Source organism: Micromonospora sp. NPDC049171 (genome assembly GCF_040648275.1).
Classification (GTDB): domain Bacteria; phylum Actinomycetota; class Actinomycetes; order Mycobacteriales; family Micromonosporaceae; genus Micromonospora.
Map to the genome: position 1 here is coordinate 26,110 of NZ_JBEZDJ010000031.1, position 16,139 is coordinate 42,248.

16 protein-coding genes and 1 pseudogene are annotated in these 16,139 nt (G+C 72.7%); 6 read left to right on the top strand and 11 right to left on the bottom strand.

Annotation, left to right across the window (positions count from 1 at the left end; genetic code table 11):
• Positions 1 to 6: 6 nt before the first annotated feature.
• Positions 7 to 261, bottom strand: coding sequence for a glutaredoxin family protein (locus AB0B14_RS30850; RefSeq protein ID WP_357068457.1), 255 nt, complete (start codon positions 259 to 261; stop codon positions 7 to 9).
• 715 nt (positions 262 to 976) lie between these two features.
• Between AB0B14_RS30850 and AB0B14_RS30855 the strand changes: the two genes are divergently transcribed.
• From AB0B14_RS30855 to AB0B14_RS30865, 3 genes are all read left to right on the top strand, one after another.
• Positions 977 to 1,933, top strand: coding sequence for an ECF subfamily RNA polymerase sigma factor, BldN family (locus tag AB0B14_RS30855; RefSeq protein WP_357068323.1), 957 nt, complete (start codon positions 977 to 979; stop codon positions 1,931 to 1,933).
• Between the two features lie 281 nt (positions 1,934 to 2,214).
• On the top strand, positions 2,215 to 3,087 hold the full coding sequence (locus AB0B14_RS30860) for a DUF5667 domain-containing protein (protein WP_357525676.1): 873 nt from the start codon (positions 2,215 to 2,217) through the stop codon (positions 3,085 to 3,087).
• A 127-nt stretch (positions 3,088 to 3,214) separates the two neighbouring features.
• Entirely contained in the window at positions 3,215 to 4,090 is an 876-nt protein-coding gene (locus AB0B14_RS30865) for an HAD-IB family hydrolase (protein WP_357068321.1), read from the top strand.
• A 6-nt stretch (positions 4,091 to 4,096) separates the two neighbouring features.
• Here AB0B14_RS30865 and AB0B14_RS30870 read toward each other — a convergent pair whose 3' ends face one another.
• The 9 genes and pseudogenes from AB0B14_RS30870 to AB0B14_RS30910 all read right to left on the bottom strand — a co-directional run bounded on the left by AB0B14_RS30870 (position 4,097) and on the right by AB0B14_RS30910 (position 13,137).
• A complete protein-coding gene (locus AB0B14_RS30870) occupies positions 4,097 to 4,954 on the bottom strand; it encodes a lysophospholipid acyltransferase family protein (RefSeq protein WP_357525678.1) in 858 nt (285 codons plus the stop codon).
• Positions 4,955 to 5,184: 230 nt separating this feature from the next.
• Positions 5,185 to 6,261, bottom strand: a complete 1,077-nt coding sequence (locus tag AB0B14_RS30875; RefSeq protein WP_357525634.1) for an NAD-dependent epimerase/dehydratase family protein — start codon at positions 6,259 to 6,261, stop codon at positions 5,185 to 5,187.
• 116 nt (positions 6,262 to 6,377) lie between these two features.
• Positions 6,378 to 6,479, bottom strand: a complete 102-nt coding sequence (locus AB0B14_RS30880; protein ID WP_007465623.1) for an AURKAIP1/COX24 domain-containing protein — start codon at positions 6,477 to 6,479, stop codon at positions 6,378 to 6,380.
• A 215-nt stretch (positions 6,480 to 6,694) separates the two neighbouring features.
• The gene (locus AB0B14_RS30885; protein ID WP_110563213.1) at positions 6,695 to 6,904 is read right to left on the bottom strand and encodes a helix-turn-helix domain-containing protein; all 210 of its coding nucleotides are present in this window, start codon (positions 6,902 to 6,904) and stop codon (positions 6,695 to 6,697) included.
• Between the two features lie 230 nt (positions 6,905 to 7,134).
• The gene (locus AB0B14_RS30890; RefSeq protein WP_357068317.1) at positions 7,135 to 8,319 is read right to left on the bottom strand and encodes an ABC transporter permease; all 1,185 of its coding nucleotides are present in this window, start codon (positions 8,317 to 8,319) and stop codon (positions 7,135 to 7,137) included.
• A 236-nt stretch (positions 8,320 to 8,555) separates the two neighbouring features.
• Positions 8,556 to 9,392: pseudogene (locus AB0B14_RS30895) on the bottom strand (ABC transporter ATP-binding protein); the annotation flags it as partial.
• Positions 9,389 to 10,780, bottom strand: a complete 1,392-nt coding sequence (locus AB0B14_RS30900) for an efflux RND transporter periplasmic adaptor subunit (RefSeq protein ID WP_357068313.1) — start codon at positions 10,778 to 10,780, stop codon at positions 9,389 to 9,391. The gene AB0B14_RS30900 and the pseudogene AB0B14_RS30895, both read right to left, overlap by 4 nt.
• A 42-nt stretch (positions 10,781 to 10,822) precedes the next feature.
• Positions 10,823 to 12,115 (bottom strand): hypothetical protein, encoded by a 1,293-nt coding sequence (locus tag AB0B14_RS30905; RefSeq protein WP_357525636.1) that lies wholly within the window; start codon positions 12,113 to 12,115, stop codon positions 10,823 to 10,825.
• Between the two features lie 101 nt (positions 12,116 to 12,216).
• Complete coding sequence (locus AB0B14_RS30910; RefSeq protein ID WP_357068309.1) at positions 12,217 to 13,137, bottom strand: proline dehydrogenase family protein; 921 nt, start codon at positions 13,135 to 13,137, stop codon at positions 12,217 to 12,219.
• A gap of 107 nt (positions 13,138 to 13,244) precedes the next feature.
• On the opposite strand from AB0B14_RS30910, the gene AB0B14_RS30915 reads away from it, so the two are divergent.
• The 3 genes from AB0B14_RS30915 to AB0B14_RS30925 are packed head-to-tail and all read left to right on the top strand — an operon-like array spanning position 13,245 to position 15,292.
• Positions 13,245 to 13,517: a hypothetical protein gene (locus AB0B14_RS30915; protein WP_357068307.1), complete on the top strand. Its 273-nt coding sequence runs from the start codon at positions 13,245 to 13,247 to the stop codon at positions 13,515 to 13,517.
• Between the two features lies 1 nt (position 13,518).
• Positions 13,519 to 14,685 carry a glutathionylspermidine synthase family protein gene (locus AB0B14_RS30920; protein WP_357068305.1) on the top strand — a complete coding sequence of 389 codons (1,167 nt, stop codon included), beginning with the start codon at positions 13,519 to 13,521 and terminating at the stop codon, positions 14,683 to 14,685.
• Between the two features lie 19 nt (positions 14,686 to 14,704).
• Positions 14,705 to 15,292 carry a CGNR zinc finger domain-containing protein gene (locus AB0B14_RS30925; protein ID WP_357068303.1) on the top strand — a complete coding sequence of 196 codons (588 nt, stop codon included), beginning with the start codon at positions 14,705 to 14,707 and terminating at the stop codon, positions 15,290 to 15,292.
• Positions 15,293 to 15,323: 31 nt separating this feature from the next.
• Here AB0B14_RS30925 and AB0B14_RS30930 read toward each other — a convergent pair whose 3' ends face one another.
• Positions 15,324 to 16,130, bottom strand: a complete 807-nt coding sequence (locus tag AB0B14_RS30930; RefSeq protein ID WP_357068301.1) for a sugar phosphate isomerase/epimerase — start codon at positions 16,128 to 16,130, stop codon at positions 15,324 to 15,326.
• Positions 16,131 to 16,139: the final 9 nt, after the last annotated feature.

The window sequence follows — 16,139 nt, forward strand, 5'->3', positions numbered from 1 at the left end:
CACCGCTCAGAGCTGCGGCGTGGTCAGGTCCCGCAGCAGCCGGTCCTCCTCGACCCGCCAGTAGCCGTGCTCCTTGCCGTCGAGCAGCACCACCGGCAGCCGGTCTCCGTACTCCCGCTCCAGACCCTCGTCGCCGGTGACGTCCCACTCGACCCACTTGTCACCGGTGACCGCCACCACCCGGTCGAGTGCCGTCTTGGCGTCGTCGCAGAGGTGGCAGCCGGGTCGGGTGATCAGGGCGAGCCGGGCGTCAGTGGACATCGGTACCTCCGTCAGGGTGTCGGCGATCACCGGCAGCGTCACCTGTCGCACCGGCGCCGCCGTCGCGTACGCCCGCACAGTCTCGCCGGTTCGCGGGTGCCGCACACCCGGTACCGCCGACTCGGCCGGCACGGTGATCGAGTCTGGCACGGCGGGCGGCGACCGGCCACGACCGACGGTGCGAACCCGGGTGCGGTGGCACATCGGACCGTCCCGTGTACGGGACGGTCCGATGTGCCACTGACGAGCCGATCAAGTCCCGCCGATGGGATGCGCGGCGCCGTCCGCGGGCGTTTCAGCCACGCCCGCGCGCCACCCGAGGCGATAGGGTCAACCGAACGGGCGAGGGGGCCCGACCTGGGCATCCATCCAGGAACAGCCGGTCAACGGAAAGTCAAACGCACACGACGGACAACCGGTCCGCCGGTGGTGCGACGGAGCGGGAAATACTTCCGCCTTGTGTAACGGACTTGCCACGCGCGGGTGACGTTGGCCCTATCATCACTCGGGTCGGCTCACCCCATTTGCCGTGAGTCGACACCCCTCAGCCCGAGGAGGCCCCCGTGCCTGTTAGCGCATTGGACCAGCACCTCCAGGGGATTTGCCGCCCATCGGCAAGCCCCGCGACCGTCCTGCCCGACCGGCTGCCCGGTCGGTCCGCCCCGACACGACACAGACCGGCCCGTCCGGCGACCCACGGGACGGGGGCAACCCGGTGACCACTTTCGGTTACGCGGAACGCCCGGCAGGCCTGACCGGTCAACCGGCACGCTCCCACGTCAACGAGCGACCGACGGCCCGCCCCCCAATGGACGAACCACCCGGCGCCGCTGCGCGCGGCGACGGCGCGGCGCAACGGATCCGCAGCCGGCCACATCACAACGAGCCACCGCCGCGGCCCGCGGTGCCCGGCGGGAACGCGCGACCAACCGGCGGCCGGGTCGCCGTTCCGGCCCGACCGACAATGCCCGCGCAGGGTCGCCGGGTCAGCGAGACGCCGACGGTGACCACCGACCCGGCGGCGGGCGAGACGGCGGTGATCCCGGCCGTGCCGGCCACCACCGCCACCACCCCGACCGGCTTTCCGAGCCGCCCGGACCCGTCCGACCCGGCCACCGAGGTCTGGACGCTGATCGAGCGCGCCCAGGCCGGTGAGTCCGAGGCGTTCGGTCTGATCTACGACCGGTACGTGGACACCGTGTTCCGGTTCATCTACTTCCGGGTCGGCAACCGCCAACTCGCCGAGGACCTCACCTCGGACACCTTCCTGCGCGCGCTCAAGCGGATCGGCAGCTTCACCTGGCAGGGCCGCGACCTGGGCGCCTGGCTGGTGACGATCGCCCGCAACCTGGTCGCGGACCACTTCAAGTCGGGCCGGTACCGGCTGGAGGTCACCACCGGTGACGTGCTCGACGCCGATCGGGAGGACCGGGGCCCGGAGGGCAGCCCGGAGGCTGCCGTGGTGGAGCACATCACCAACGTCGCGCTGCTCACCGCCGTGAAACAGCTCAACCCGGAGCAGCAGGAGTGCATCGTGCTCCGCTTCCTCCAGGGCTTCTCGGTCGCCGAGACGGCCCGTGCGATGGGCAAGAACGAGGGTGCCATCAAGGCCCTCCAGTACCGGGCCGTTCGTGCCCTGGCCCGGCTCCTGCCCGACGGCTTCCAGCCGTAGTTCGCGGCGGCGGGACCGATGGGCGTCGATCGACGTCCGTGCAGCTCAGAGTCGGTCCCGCCCGGTGATGACGATCACTTTCTGTAATTTCCGCTCCGCCCGGCCCGTAACCCGTGCCAGGTCCGCCGCGTTTCTCCGGGTGCGACCGGTGGTTGTCCCGGCAGGGCCGGGTCACCGAGGTCCGACCGGCAGGCCGGCGGCACCTCACCTCCGTGGTGTCACACTGCCGCCCGGTCGTCGGCAACGACGGCGGCCGACCGGCCGTGACCAGCGAGAGAGAGGTGCCTGCGGTGGACGACATCCTCTTCTCCCGCCGGCGCGCCGAGCGCTTCGCGCAGCTTCTCGACGAGGCCAACGGCGCTCGGCGACACCACGTGCGATCCCGGATGGACGCGCAACTCGCGCCCGTCGTCGCGGTGGGCCAACGACTCAGCACCGACCCCCCGAGCGTCGAGGTGGACCAGGACTTCCGCACCGGCCTGCGGGCGATGTTGCTCGCCACCGCCGAACGGGAGGGGCTGGGCACCACACCGGCGGCCACCGAGCCGGCCACGACCGCCCGTGGGTGGCTGCTGCCGGCGGTCAGCGCCCGGCGGGCCCGAGCCCGGGGCGCGATCCTGGTCGGCATCGCCGCCGGCGCCATCGCCGTCTCCGGCATCTCCACCGCCAGCGAGAACGCGGTGCCCGGCGACGCGCTGTACGGCATGAAGCGCTCGACCGAACGGGCGCAACTCGCCCTGGCCAGCTCCGACATCAGCCGCGGTCAGCTCTTCCTGGACTTCGCCCGGACCAGACTGGGCGAGGCCGCCGAGCTGCGCGGCGACCGGATCGGCTACAGCGCCGTCCTCGACGACATGGACGCCGACACCCGGCAGGGTGTCCGCCTGCTGACCACCGCCGCGGCCGAGCGGGCAGAGCCGGGCAGCCTGGACACGCTCAACGCGTTCGTCACCGGCCAACGTCGGGCGGTGAGCGGTCTGCTCGACGGGAGCAGCCGCCTCGACCGGGAACGCACCCAGCGGTCCCTGCGCCTGCTGGACAACATCCGGGAACGCTCGGACGCGCTGCGCGCGGCGATCGCCTGCGGCCTGCCGGTCCCGACCGCCAGCGACACCCTCGGCCCCGACCCGAACACCTGCCCCGGGGCTCGCTGACGGTACGCCCCCTATACCGCACCTCCGACCGGCCGCGCCGCAGTTCACGCTGTGCTCGGCCGGTCGACGGTGCGCGGCGGCTACCCTCGCTGGAGGCATCCGTCGTACCGGTGAGGAAGGGAGTCGCGTGGCGCGCAGCCGTAAGGTGACGGTCAGCACCGACGCCGCGGGACACACCGCGGGCTGGGCGGAGACCGACCTGGCCCCGGCCGTCGCCCCCGCTCCGGACCCGACCGCCGCGGCCTTCTTCGACGTGGACAACACGATGATGCAGGGCGCGTCGATCTACTGGTTCGCCCGTGGGCTCGCCTCCCGCAACTACTTCACCACGACCGACCTGGCCCGGTTCGCCTGGCAGCAGCTCCGGTTCCGGCTGTTGGCCCGGGAGCACGCCGGTGACATGTCCCTGGCCAAGGAGGCCGCGCTGGCCTTCGTCGAGGGCTGGCGGGTCGACGACGTGGAGCGCCTCGCGGAGGAGATCTTCGACGAGATGATGGCTCCCCGGATCTGGGCCGGCACCCACCAACTCGCCCAACGGCACCTGGCCGCCGGCCAGCGGGTGTGGCTGGTCAGCGCCGCCCCGGTGGAGATCGGCCGGGTGATCGCCACCCGACTCGGCCTGACCGGTGCCATCGGCACGGTGGCCGAGGTCGTGGACGGGGCGTACACCGGGCGGTTGGTGGGTGAGCTGATGCACGGGCCGGCGAAGGCCGAGGCGGTCACCCAGCTCGCCGCGGTGGAAGGGCTCGACCTGGCCCGCTGCGCGGCCTACAGCGACTCGGCAAACGACCTGCCGCTGCTCTCCGCCGTGGGCCGGGCCGTGGCGGTCAACCCGGACGGCACCCTGCTGCGGCAGGCCCGTCAGCACGGCTGGGAGGTACGGGACTTCCGCACCGGCCGGCGGGCGGTCAAGATCGCCGTACCGTCCACGGCGGCGGCCGGGCTGGTCGTCGGCGCGGTCACCGCCGGGCTGGCACTACAGCGCCGCCGCCGCGCCGGCTGAGACGCGTTACGGGCCGAACGGGTCGGGCCGTCGCTCCAACAGCGTGTGCACGGTCTGCTGGATCGTCTCCCGCACCTGGTCGGCGAGGTTGAAGACCACCAGCGGGTCGTCCGCCGAGTCGGTCAGGTGCGTGGTGGGGATCGGCGGACAGAACTCGATGAGCCACTTGCTGGGCAGCGGCACCATCCCCAGCGGCCCGAGCCACGGGAAGGTCGGCGTGACCGGGAAGTAGGGCAGCTTGAGCAGCCGCGCCAGGGGCTTGATGTCGGCGAGCATCGGGTAGATCTCCTCGCCGCCGACAATCGCGACCGGCACGATCGGGGTGCCGGTGCGCAGTGCCGCCGAGACGAAGCCGCCCCGCCCGAACCGTTGCAGCTTGTACCTGTCGGCGTAGAGCTTGCCGATGCCCTTGAAACCCTCGGGGAACACCCCGACCAGGTCGCCGCCGCCGAGCAGCCGCTCGGCGTCCGGGTTGCAGGCCACCGTGCCGCCGGTCTTGCGGGCGATCTCGGACACCACCGGCATCCGGAAGACCAGGTCGGCGCCGAGCAGCCGAAGATACCGGTGCGCGGGGTGCTTGTCGTGCAACGCCGCCGAGAGGATCAACGCGTCCAGCGCCACAGTCCCCGAGTGGTTGCCGACCACCAGGGCCGGCCCGTCGACGGGCACATGCTCGAGGCCGCTGACCTCGGTGCGGAACCAGTCCCGGTAGAGCAGCCGCAGCAGGGGGTGGAAGACCGCGTCGGTCAGCTCCGGGTCGAACCCGAACTCGTCGACCTCGTAGTCGCCGGACAGCCGCCGGCGCAGAAAGGCCAGACCGTTCGCGACCTTGCGGTCCCAGTGGTCCCCCGGCCGGTCCGGCACCGCCGGCCCGGTGCCACCACCCGGCGCGTCGACCCGGCCACCCGCGACCGCGACCGCGGGCTCGTCGGTGGCCGCGGTGTCGACCTCGTCGGTCGGCGTCGGCGTCGGCGCGACCTGGGCAGCCGGTCGATGTCCGTTACGCCGCGCCGGCTCCACGTCCACCACGGGCGGCTGCTGCGGTACGTCGAAACGCCCGACCCCCCGCGGGTCGCGCCCCTCCGCCGGCCCGGTCACGATGACCGTTCCCGGACCGCGGAACGGATCTGCCGGATGCCGTCCAGGACGAGTTGCTCGGCGGCGGCCAACTGCCCCCGCGTGACCACCACCCCACCGTGGTGGGCGCGAATGAAGTCCTCGAACGCCTCGGCGGTGGAGCGGGGCGTGAAGTCGTACTCCTGCTCCAGTCGGGTGGTGTCGACCACCCGGCCGTGCACGAAGAGGTCGACCTGGTCCAGGCCGTAGCGGCCGAAACCCATCGTGCGGGCCAGCGCGGCGGCCCCGGAGAGACTCGGCTCCAACACCGGCACGGCGACCCGGCCGGCCCGCCGGATCGCCTGGGACAGCGACAGCACTCCCGGGCCGGCGACGTTGTAGGTGCCGGGGTGGTCCTCCACGATCGACCGGTGCAGCACCTCCAACGCGTCGTCGAAGTGCAGGAACTGCAGACGAGGGTCGCGGCCGAAGACGGTCGGCACGAACGGCTGCGCGAAGTAGCGGGTCAACGTGGTGTCGGCGGTCGAACCGATGAACGGTGCGAAGCGCAGCACCGTCGCGGTGACGTCGGACCGGCGGCGCCGGAACCCACGGACGTACCCCTCAAGGTCGAGGATGTCGCGGCCGAAACCGCCACGCGGCACCTCGCGGGGCTCGGTCTCCTCGGTGAAGACCGCCGGATCCCGGAACGACACCCCGTACGCGGCGGTCGACGAACGGACCACGAGCTTGCGCAGCCGGGGTGCCCGTTGGCAGGCGGCGAGCATCTGCATGCTGCCGATGACGTTCTGGTCCTTCATCGCGGACCGGCCGCCGTGCTGCGGATCGGGGGAACTGACCAGGGCGAGGTGCACGACGGCGTCGACGTCCAGGTCGGCGAGGAGGCCACCGAGCGAACCGGTGTCGACGCGGATGCGTTCGACCCGGTCCAGGAGGTCGATGAACTCGGTGCCGGAGTCCGGTGCGTCGACCCCGATGACCCGTTCGATCCGTGGGTCGGCGGCCAGTCGGGCCGCCACGTGGGCACCCAGGTAGCGACTCACTCCGGTGACGAGGACGACCCCCGGGGCACCTGAGGTGCCACCGGGGGTCATCTGACGCACCTACCCCGGCAGGAAGGACCGAGCCGGGACGACCACGGCCTGATCACCTGAGCCTCCGGGGGTCGACAGTTTTGGCAGGTGACGCCGGGCTCAGCGCCCGGCGGCGATCACTTGCCGAGACGGCGACGCTGGACGCGGGTCTTGCGCAGCAGCTTGCGGTGCTTCTTCTTAGCCATGCGCTTACGGCGCTTCTTGACCACCGAGCCCATACGACAGCCTTTCGATACAACGTGCGGGGCGGACCGGATGACACCACGCAGGTGGCGACGGCGACCGCTTGCGGACAACGGACCGGACCAGTCTGGGCGGCAGGACGCCCCGGTGGGGTCTCGGTCGGGCTCCAGGGTAGCCGCAGGGCCGCAGCCGGACCAACGCGCCCCCGTCGATGCCGGTTAGGGCGGCACCGGGAGGGCGGAACGGTGGCTCAGGCGGTCTCTTGGAAAGCGCCCCGGAGATATTCGTGCACCGCATGCTCGGGCACCCGGAACGACCGGCCGACCCGGACGGCGGTGAGCTCACCGCTGTGCACCAGGCGATAGACAGTCATCTTCGACACCCGCATCACCGTCGCCACCTCCGCGACGGTCAGGAACCTGACCTCCGACAGCCGCCCGTCGGACTGTGACCCGGCCATGGCTCACCAACCCATCCCATGCCCGGCGCGTGCCAACCCGACGGATGCTCCGGGTCGGGCGGCGACGCGCGTGTTACCAGTACGGTAGCGGGACGGCTGTGACCGGCGCGATCCCTTCGTACAACTGATCATGTTTCTCCTCGCCGTTCACCCGATCCACGCTCCCGAAATCGCCAGGCCCGCGCCCGCCGTCCGGATCCGCACCGGCGCCCGGTTGCTCCCGACGCCGCTCACTCGGCGCGGAGCGCGACCACCGGGTCGAGTCGGCCGGCGCGCTGCGCGGGGACGACTCCGAAGACGATGCCCACCACCGCGGACACGCCGAAGGCGAGCGCCAGCGACCACCAGGTGATCGCTGCGGGGATCGGCGACAGCGCGTCGATCAGCAGGGCGGAGCCCACACCCAGCGCCATCCCGGCCAGCCCACCGATGGTGGTGAGCAGCACCGCCTCCAGCAGGAACTGCACGCCGATGTCGCGCGGGCGGGCCCCGACGGCCTTGCGCAGCCCGATCTCCCGGGTTCTCTCCCGAACGCTGACCAGCATGATGTTGGAGACACCGACCCCGCCGACGAGCAGGGAGATGCCGGCGATGGCCGCCAGCACACCGGTGAGGATGCCGAGGATGTCGCCGAGCACGCCGAGGATCTGCTGCTGGGTGACCGCGCTGAACTCGGTGTCCGGGTGCCGGCGGTTCAGCTCGGCGACGATCCGCTCGCCCAGCTCGTCGATCCGTTCCCGGTCCGGGGCCTTCACGGCGATGCCGTCCACCCGCTGGGTGCCCCAGAGCCGCTGCGCGGCGGTCACCGGCACGTGCACCTCGTCGTCCCGGTCGACGCCGAGGCTCTGCCCGAGGGGCGCGAAGATGCCGATCACCCGGAACCGCACCCCGGCCAGCGTCACCTGCTGGCCGAGCGGGTCCCGGTCGGGAAAGAGCGTGCGGGCCACCGAGTCGCCGAGCACCGCCACCCGTCGGCTGGTGTCCACGTCGGTGCCGGTGAGGTAGCGGCCCCGGGCCAGCGACCGCGTGAACACCGTCGGGGTGGTCTCCAGCACCCCCTGGACGGTGGTGAAGTCGGAACGGGCACCGGCTCGCGCGGTCGCTCCGGAGGCGACGGTGACCGCCACCAGGTCGGGGTCGCCGACCACCCGGCTGACGGCGTCGACGTCCTTGAGGGTCAGCGGTGAGACCACCGGCGCGTTGCCCACCTCGATCCGGCCGGGGACGACAAGCAACAGGTTGGAGCCGAGGCCCTCGACCTGCTGTTCGACCTTCTGTTTGGTGCCGGTGCCGATGGCCACCAGCAGGACCACCGAGGCGACCCCGATGATCACCCCGAGCATGGTCAGCGCGCTGCGCAGCCGGTTGGCCCGCAGGGCGTCCAGCGCGACCCGCCACGCCTCGGCGACCCTCACGCCGCGCCTCCCGGCCGCTCGACCTCGGGCCGACCCTGGTCGGCGTCGCGCGGAACGGCGTCGCGCGGAACGGCGTCGCGCGGAACGGCGTCGCGCGGAACGGCGTCGCGCGGAACGGCCTCGGCCGGAACGGCGTCGCGCGGAACGGCCTCGGCCGGGGCGGCCTCGCGCGGAACGGCCTCGGCCGGAACGGCGTCGCGCGGAACGGCGTCGCGCGGAACGGCGTCGCGCGGAAGGCGCCCGGTGGCTCCGGCGGCGCCACCGGAGCCACCGGACGGGTGCCCCGGGCCGCTTCCGGACGCGGACCGAGGCTCCGCGCTGGGAGCGGAGACCAGTGTCGCAGGTCGACCGAGATCGACGGACGGCGGTCGATCATGAGGGGTGTCGCTGTCCGCGACGACCACCCCGTCGCGCATCGTGATCCGGCGCTGAGCTCGGGCCGCCACCTCCTGGTCGTGGGTGACCATCACCAGCGCCACCCCGGACTCCGCGTTCAACTGCTCCAACAGCTCCAACACCGCCGCGCCGGTGACGCTGTCCAGGTTGCCGGTCGGTTCGTCGGCCAGCAGCACCGTCGGCTCGGTGACAAGCGCGCGGGCGATCGCCACCCGTTGCTGCTCACCGCCGGACATCTGGTTGGGCCGGTGGTCCAGGCGGTGCCCGAGGCCGACGCGGCCGAGCATCGCCGCCGCCCGCGCCCGACGCTGCCGCGCCGGCACACCCCGGTAAACCAGCGGCAGGGCCACGTTCTCCACGGCCGAGGTACGCGGCAGCAGGTGGAACGCCTGGAAGACGAAGCCGATCGTCTCGTTGCGCAGGGCGGCCATGTCCGGCGGGGCGAGGGTGTTGACGTCCCGTCCGCCGATCACCAACCGGCCACCGGTCGGCCGGTCCAACCCACCGAGGAGGTGCATGAGAGTCGACTTGCCCGAGCCGGACGGGCCGACCAGTGCCACGTAGTCCCCCGGTTGCACGACCAGCGACACCCCGCGCAACGCCTCGACGGACACCCCGTCGAGGTGGTACGTCCGGGACACCTCCACCGCCTCGATCGCCGGCGGGGTGCCGGTCACCGCACCTCCTGGCCGTCGCGCACCTGGTCGGTGCCGCGCACCACGATCCGGTCGCCGGGCTGCACGCCGTTGAGGATCTGCACCAGATCCGACCCCTGGACGCCCACGGTGACCGCCGCCCGGTCGGCCCTGCCGTCGCGGACCACCCAGACCGCGTCCCGGCCGTCGGCGGAGAACACCGCCGAGGCGGGTACGGTCACCGCGTCGGCGGCCTCGCGTACCCGTAGGTGCACGATCGCGTTCATGCCCGGCCGGGGGCTCGGTGCCGGCTCGCCCTCGGCCAGCTTCCCGGCACCCAGCGCGAGGCGCACCCGGTAGCTCACCCCACCCTGGGCGGAGTTGGTGGGCAGCACGTCCACCGAGCGGACCGTCGCGTCGTAGCTGGCGCCGCTGACGGCGTCCAACTCGACGGTGGCGGTCACGCCGGCCCGCACCAGCAGCACATCGGTCTCGTCCACCTCGGCGAGCAGCCCCAACTGCCCGATGTCCACCACGGTCAGCACCGGTGTGCCGGCGGTGACCTGGGCGCCGACCGTGACCGCGTCGTCCACCCCGGCGGGCGGGCCGCCCTGGCCGGGCGTCAGCACGGACGGGTCGATGCCAGCCGCCTGGGCGCCACCGGCCTGCTCCAACAGCCCGGCGAGGCCGCCGGTCGAGCCACCGCCGGCCCGGGTGCCACCCGGCTGCACGACACCGGCGATCGGGGTGCGCAGGGTCAGCGCGTCGACTGTCGCCTTCGCCAGGTCGTACGCCTGCTGGGCCTGGAGCCGTTGCGCGGCGGACAGCGCGCCGACGGCGGAGCTCAGCCCGTTGATTCCCCGCTGCACCGCGCGGACGGCCTGGTCGGCGCTGCGCGCGGCGGCGGAGTACTGCCGCTGCGCGGACGTCACCTGGGTCCGCAGAGCGTCCCGCACCTGCGGGTCGGCGATCTTCTCGGCGGCCTTGCGGGCGGCGTCGAACGCCTCGTCGGCCGCCTTGTCGGTGCCGCGTCGACTGCTGGTCAGGTCACCCGTGGAGGCACCCCGACCGGCGCGCTTCGCGGCGGTCAGCGCCTCCTTCGCCTGCCGCAGCCGTTGCTGGGCCGAGGGCGAGTCGACCACGGCGAGGACCTGGCCACGCCTGACCCGCTGCCCGGGCTGGACGCGCAGGCTGGCCAGCGTGCCGTCTGCGGGAGCGGTGAGCGTGGCGGCGGCCCGGGCGGTCACCGTCGCCGGGGCGTCGATCACCTCGCTGACCTGGTTGCGGGCGGCCGAGGCGAGCGCCAGGTCGGGGTCTTCGTCGCCACAGGACGCGGCGGTGGTGGTGATCAGGACGGCGACGGCGGTCAGGGCGACGAGCAGGCGAGGCCGGATGGTGCGGCCCGGCCGAGGTGACTGAGGGCGGTGCACCCATCGATGGTACGGCGGACCGGCACACCACCCGCGGACCCGTCAGGCGGCGGCGGCGCGCACGTACGCGACGCACTCGTCGTGCAGCGTCGACCACTGCTCGCCGAACGCCTCCTCGGCGGCCACCTCCAGGGTCTTGCGCTCGTGCACCACGGCCTTGAAGAAGGTGAGCAACCGCTGCGGCCCGTACCTGTCGACGAGGTGCCGGACGGCCAGGTAGCCGACGCCGTAGCTGCCGCTGACCTGCTCGGCGGACGCGTCGTCGGCCGGGTTGACGCCGGACAACTGACCGTCCCATTTGGCCTTGACCAGTTTGCGCACCTCGGCGAGCCCCTCGTACCTGTCGACCGCCTGGCCGCCGGTGCCGGCGAACTCGGCCAGCCCTTCCACCAACCACCAGGTGGTCTTGCCCGGGTAGCCGCGCTCCGGCAGTGAGGCCGCGTGGGTCAGCTCGTGCCGGAGCAGGTCGTCGGTGCCGCTGCTGGGCAGCCCGTCGGCGTTGAGCACCACCTCGTGGTGGCCGCCGCCCACGGTCACCGCGTAACCGCCGGTCCACTGTGGTCGGTCACCGCCGTACCAGCGCTTCCACTCGGCGCGGCCGGCGTAGAAGATCCGGTAGCGGTCCGGCGGCGACGCCCCGGCGACCACGTACCCGTCGGCGATCCTGGCGGCCGCCTCGGCCTGGGCCAGCAGCCCGGGCAGCTTGCCGCGCAGCGGAGGTGTGGTGGCGACGATGGTCCGCGCGCCGATCGCCACGACCAGGTCACTGACCTCCCACGGTCGGGTGCCGGTCTCCACCGACTTGGACTCCTCCAGGGCGATCAACCGGGGCTGGTCGCCGTACTCCCGCCAGCGGGTGCCGATCAGCACCGGGCTGGGTCGGCAGTTCGGTGCGACGAAGCAGTACTGGAAGCGCACCAGGAGCCGCCACTCCCCCGGCTTGCCGACGATCGGCGCGGGCAGGCCACTCGGCTCGGCCCGCCAGACGGTCACCTTGAGCTCGCGCAGCGCGGCGAAGCGTCGGCGCAGATCGGCGTGCGCGGCGGGGTCGGCGATGGCGAGAAAAGCAGCGCGGTCGCCGCCGAGCAGCGCCGTTGACTGCCGGTCGAGCTGGGCGGTCATCCGGTCGGCCAACCCTCGGGCCAGCGCGGTGGCCGGGTCGTCAGCCGTCGAGGCACCGGCCCGACTGATCGTGGACCGGGCGCCGTTCTCCCGGACCACGCCGGCGACGAGCAGCGCCGGCAGGCCGCAGCCCAGCAGCAGGACGACCACCACGAGCACCGTCCACAGCGGCCAGAGCCGCCGTGGTGCTGGCTGCTGCACCCCGTCAGTCACCCGCCGAAGGGTACGACCACCCGGTGGATGGGGCGAGGCCGCCCCCGGGCCAGCGGTGACCCCGGAAGATCACCGCCGGCCCGTCGGCCGAACCGGAGCTGTTACTTCTTGGAGATCAGGGCACGGCCGAAGAAGACCAGGTTGGCCGGGCGCTCGGCGAGCCGGCGCATCAGGTAGCCGTACCACTCGTCGCCGTACGGGACGTAGGTGCGCACGGTGTAACCCTCGGCGGCCAGGCGGGCCTGCTCCTCCGGGCGGATGCCGTAGAGCATCTGGAACTCGAAGCGCTCCGGCCCCCGGTCGAACCAGCGGGCCCGGTCCTCGCCGATCGCGATCATCCGGGGGTCGTGGGTGGCCAGCATCGGGTAGCCGTCGCCGGACATCAGGATGTTCAGGCAGCGCACGTACGACTTGTCGACCTCACGAGCCGACTGGTACGCCACCGACTCCGGCTCCTTGTACGCACCCTTGCACAGCCGCACCCGCGACCCGGCCGAGGACAGCTCCCGGCAGTCCGACTCGGTCCGGCGCAGGTACGCCTGGAGCACCGCACCTGTCGACGGGAAGTCCTTGCGCAGCTTGCCCAGCACCTCCAGCGTCGAGTCGGTGGTGGTGTGGTCCTCCATGTCCAGGGTGACAGTGGCGCCCGCCGCGTCGGCCGCCGTGCAGATCGCCCGGGCGTTGTCGTACGCCAACTGCTCGTCGAACATCTGGCCGAGGGCGGAGAGCTTCACGCTCACCTCGGCGGCCGGGGTGAGCCCGGCGGCACCGAGCAGCTTCAGCAACTTCAGGTATTCGTCGCGGGTGGCGACGGCCTGTTCGGGGGTGACGGTGTCCTCACCGAGGTGGTCGAGGGTGACCGCGAGACCGTCGTCGACGAGCCCGCGGGTCGCGCGCAACGCGTCGTCGGTGGTGGCGCCGGCGACGAACCGGCGAACGACGTCCCGGGTGTACGGGGCGGTCGCGACGAGCCGCTCGACCTGGGTTGACCGGGAGGCGGCGAGGATGACGGAACGGAGCATGAGCCGAGCGTATCGCCCCTGCCAGGGGCCCCGCCGAGGGGCGGGGAGGACCGCCTCTCGGTGGGGGCGGGGCGGCGGTGGTGGCGCCGATCGGCTACAACGATGCCGTGGACCCACGCCCCCGCCGCCGGCTACGGTCGGCCTCCGTGCAGCTCGGCGCGCTCACCGCTCTCGCGCTCGCCCTCTCCGGCTGCAACATGACCTCGGACGACGACGATGACGACGACTGTGCCCTCGGGCCGGTCGGCGGCGGCGACACTGTCGCGCTGGCGATGCGGGTCCCCGACCCGGCCGCCGGCCGTGCCGCCCCCGAGCCGACCACTGCCGCCCTGCCCGATCGTGGCGGGTTCGGCACCCACCTCGCCTCCTGCGGCGGCTGAGGTGCGCCGCGAGACGGTCACGCCCCGACCCGACTGGGACACCACCATCCGGGAGCAGGGGCTCGTCTACGTCGACACCGAGCTGCCCGACGGCGAGATCATGTCGTACTGGGACGAGACCGGCGCGTACGCCTTCGACCTCGACGAGGTGCTGCGGCTGGAGGAGGCCACCGAGGAGCTGCACCGGATGTCGGTGGCCGCCGCCGAACACGTGGTGGCACAGCGCCGCTACGCCGAGTTCGGCATCCCGGACTGGGCGGCCGAGGCGGTGGCCCGGTCGCTGCGGGAGACGCCACCCACCCTCTACGGGCGCTTCGACCTGGCGTACGACGGCACCTGGCCGCCGAAGATGCTGGAGTACAACGCGGACACCCCGACCGCCCTGGTCGAGGCGAGCATCATCCAGTGGTACTGGCTGGAGCAGACCCGGCCGGAGCTGGACCAGTGGAACAGCCTGCACGAGCGGCTGGTTGGCGCCTGGGCCAAGATCGCGGCCGGGCTGCACGACCCCCGGGTGCACGTGCTCTGGTCGAACGAGGAGGAGTCCGGCGAGGATCACATGACCGCCGGCTACCTGGCCGAGACCGCCCGACAGGCCGGCCTGGACATCGCGTTGCAGCCCATCCAGAAGATCGGCTGGGACGGCCGGCGCTTCCTCGACGCCGCCGACCGACCGGTGACCACCTGCTTCAAGCTCTACCCGTGGGAGTGGATGCTGGCCGAGCCGTACGGGCCGGCGGCCCTGGCCCCGGGCACCCCGACCACCTGGATCGAGCCGGCCTGGAAGCTGCTGCTGTCCAACAAGGCGCTGCTCGCCGTCCTGTGGGAGCTCTACCCCGACCACGAGTACCTGCTCCCGGCGTACCTCGACTCGCCGCGCGGCATGACGGAGTACGTGGCCAAGCCGCTGCTCGGCCGGGAGGGCGGTTCGGTACGCATCGTCACCGCCGAGCAGGAGATCACCAACCCGGGGATCTACGGCGACGAGGGCTGGTGCTACCAGGAGTTCCGGGCGTTGCCGCAGTTCGCCGGCAACCACGTGGTGCTGGGGAGCTGGATCGTCGACGGCGAGTCGGCCGGCGTGGGTGTGCGGGAGAGCGCAAGTCTGATCACCGACGGCTACGCGCGCTTCCTGCCGCACTACATCGACGCGCCGCGCACCCCGTGAGTCGTCTACCGTTGGGGGCGTGAACTTCGACGCGTACGCCCGGACCGGCGTTGACCTGGTCAACGCCCGCCTGGACGACCTCGACGACCTGCGGGCCCTCTTCCCCGACGACAACGCCTGGATGCGCGACGAGGTCGCGGACCGGGACGTCGCGATCTTCCGGCGGGCCCAGAAACGGTTGCGCGACGTCTTCGAGTACGGCACCTCGGGGCGCGACGGGCAGGCGGTGACCGAGCTGAACGCGCTGCTCGAGGCGTTTCCGGTGCAGCCGCGCATCTCTGGGCACGACTCCAGCGACTGGCACATGCACGTGACCAGCCGGGGCGCCTCGGTGAGCGCGGAATACCTGGCCGGCGCGGTCTGGGGGCTGTCGGTCTGGCTCTGCGAGTACGGCAGTGCCCGGTTCGGGGTGTGCGCCGACGAGCGGTGCGGCAACGTCTACCTGGACACGTCGTCCAACTGCTGCCGGCGGTTCTGCTCGGAACGCTGTGCCACCCGCTCGCACGTGGCGGCACACCGGGCCCGCAAGCGGGCGGCCGTCGGTGAGCAGGTGACGGTCGCCGCACAGCCGACCGTGGGCGCCGACTCGCTCTCGCCGGTGAGCTGACCCCGCCACCGCCCGGTCGCGGGCGGACGGGTCAGGCGTCGACCGGGGACGGCGCGGTCAGGTGCTGACGGGCAAACTCCAACGCGGCGCGCAGGTCGGCCTCGCGCACCGCGCGGCTCTTCGCGCCCCGGGTGGCGACCTCCACCGCCACCGCCCCGGTGAAGCCGCGCCCGGCCAGCGAGGAGAGCAGCTCCCCGCAGGGCTGGGTGCCGCGCCCGGGCACCAGGTGCTCGTCGCGGCCCTCGCCGGTGCCGTCACCGAGGTGCACGTGCGCCAGCCCGGCGCCCATCCGGTCGGCCATCTCCAGCGGGTCGCTGTGCGAGGCCGCGCAGTGCGACAGATCCAGGGTGTACGACGGGTAGCCGGTCTCGGTGGGATCCCACCCCGGCACGTACGGGACGAACTGTCGACCCGCCATCCGCACCGGGTACATGTTTTCCACGGCGAACCGCAGCCCGCTGAACCGGTCGGCGACGGTGGCCAGCCCCTCGGTGAAGTTGCGCGCATAGTCGCGCTGCCAGGTGAACGGCGGGTGCACCACGACCGTCGGCGCCTCCAGCGTCTCGGCCAGCTCGGCGGCCCGGCGCAGCCGCTCCCACGGGTCCGGGCTCCACACCCGCTGGGTCACCAGCAGGCAGGGCGCGTGCACCGAGAGCACCGGCACCCCATAGTGCGCCGACAGGCCGCGCAGCGCGCCCGCGTCCTGGCTGACCACGTCGGTCCAGACCATCACCTCGACCCCGTCGTAGCCGAGCGCCGCGGCCAGTTGGAACGCCGCCGCGGTCGGCTCGGGAAAGACCGACGAGCTGGACAGGAGCACGGGAACGCGGGAAGTCACGTCAGCCAG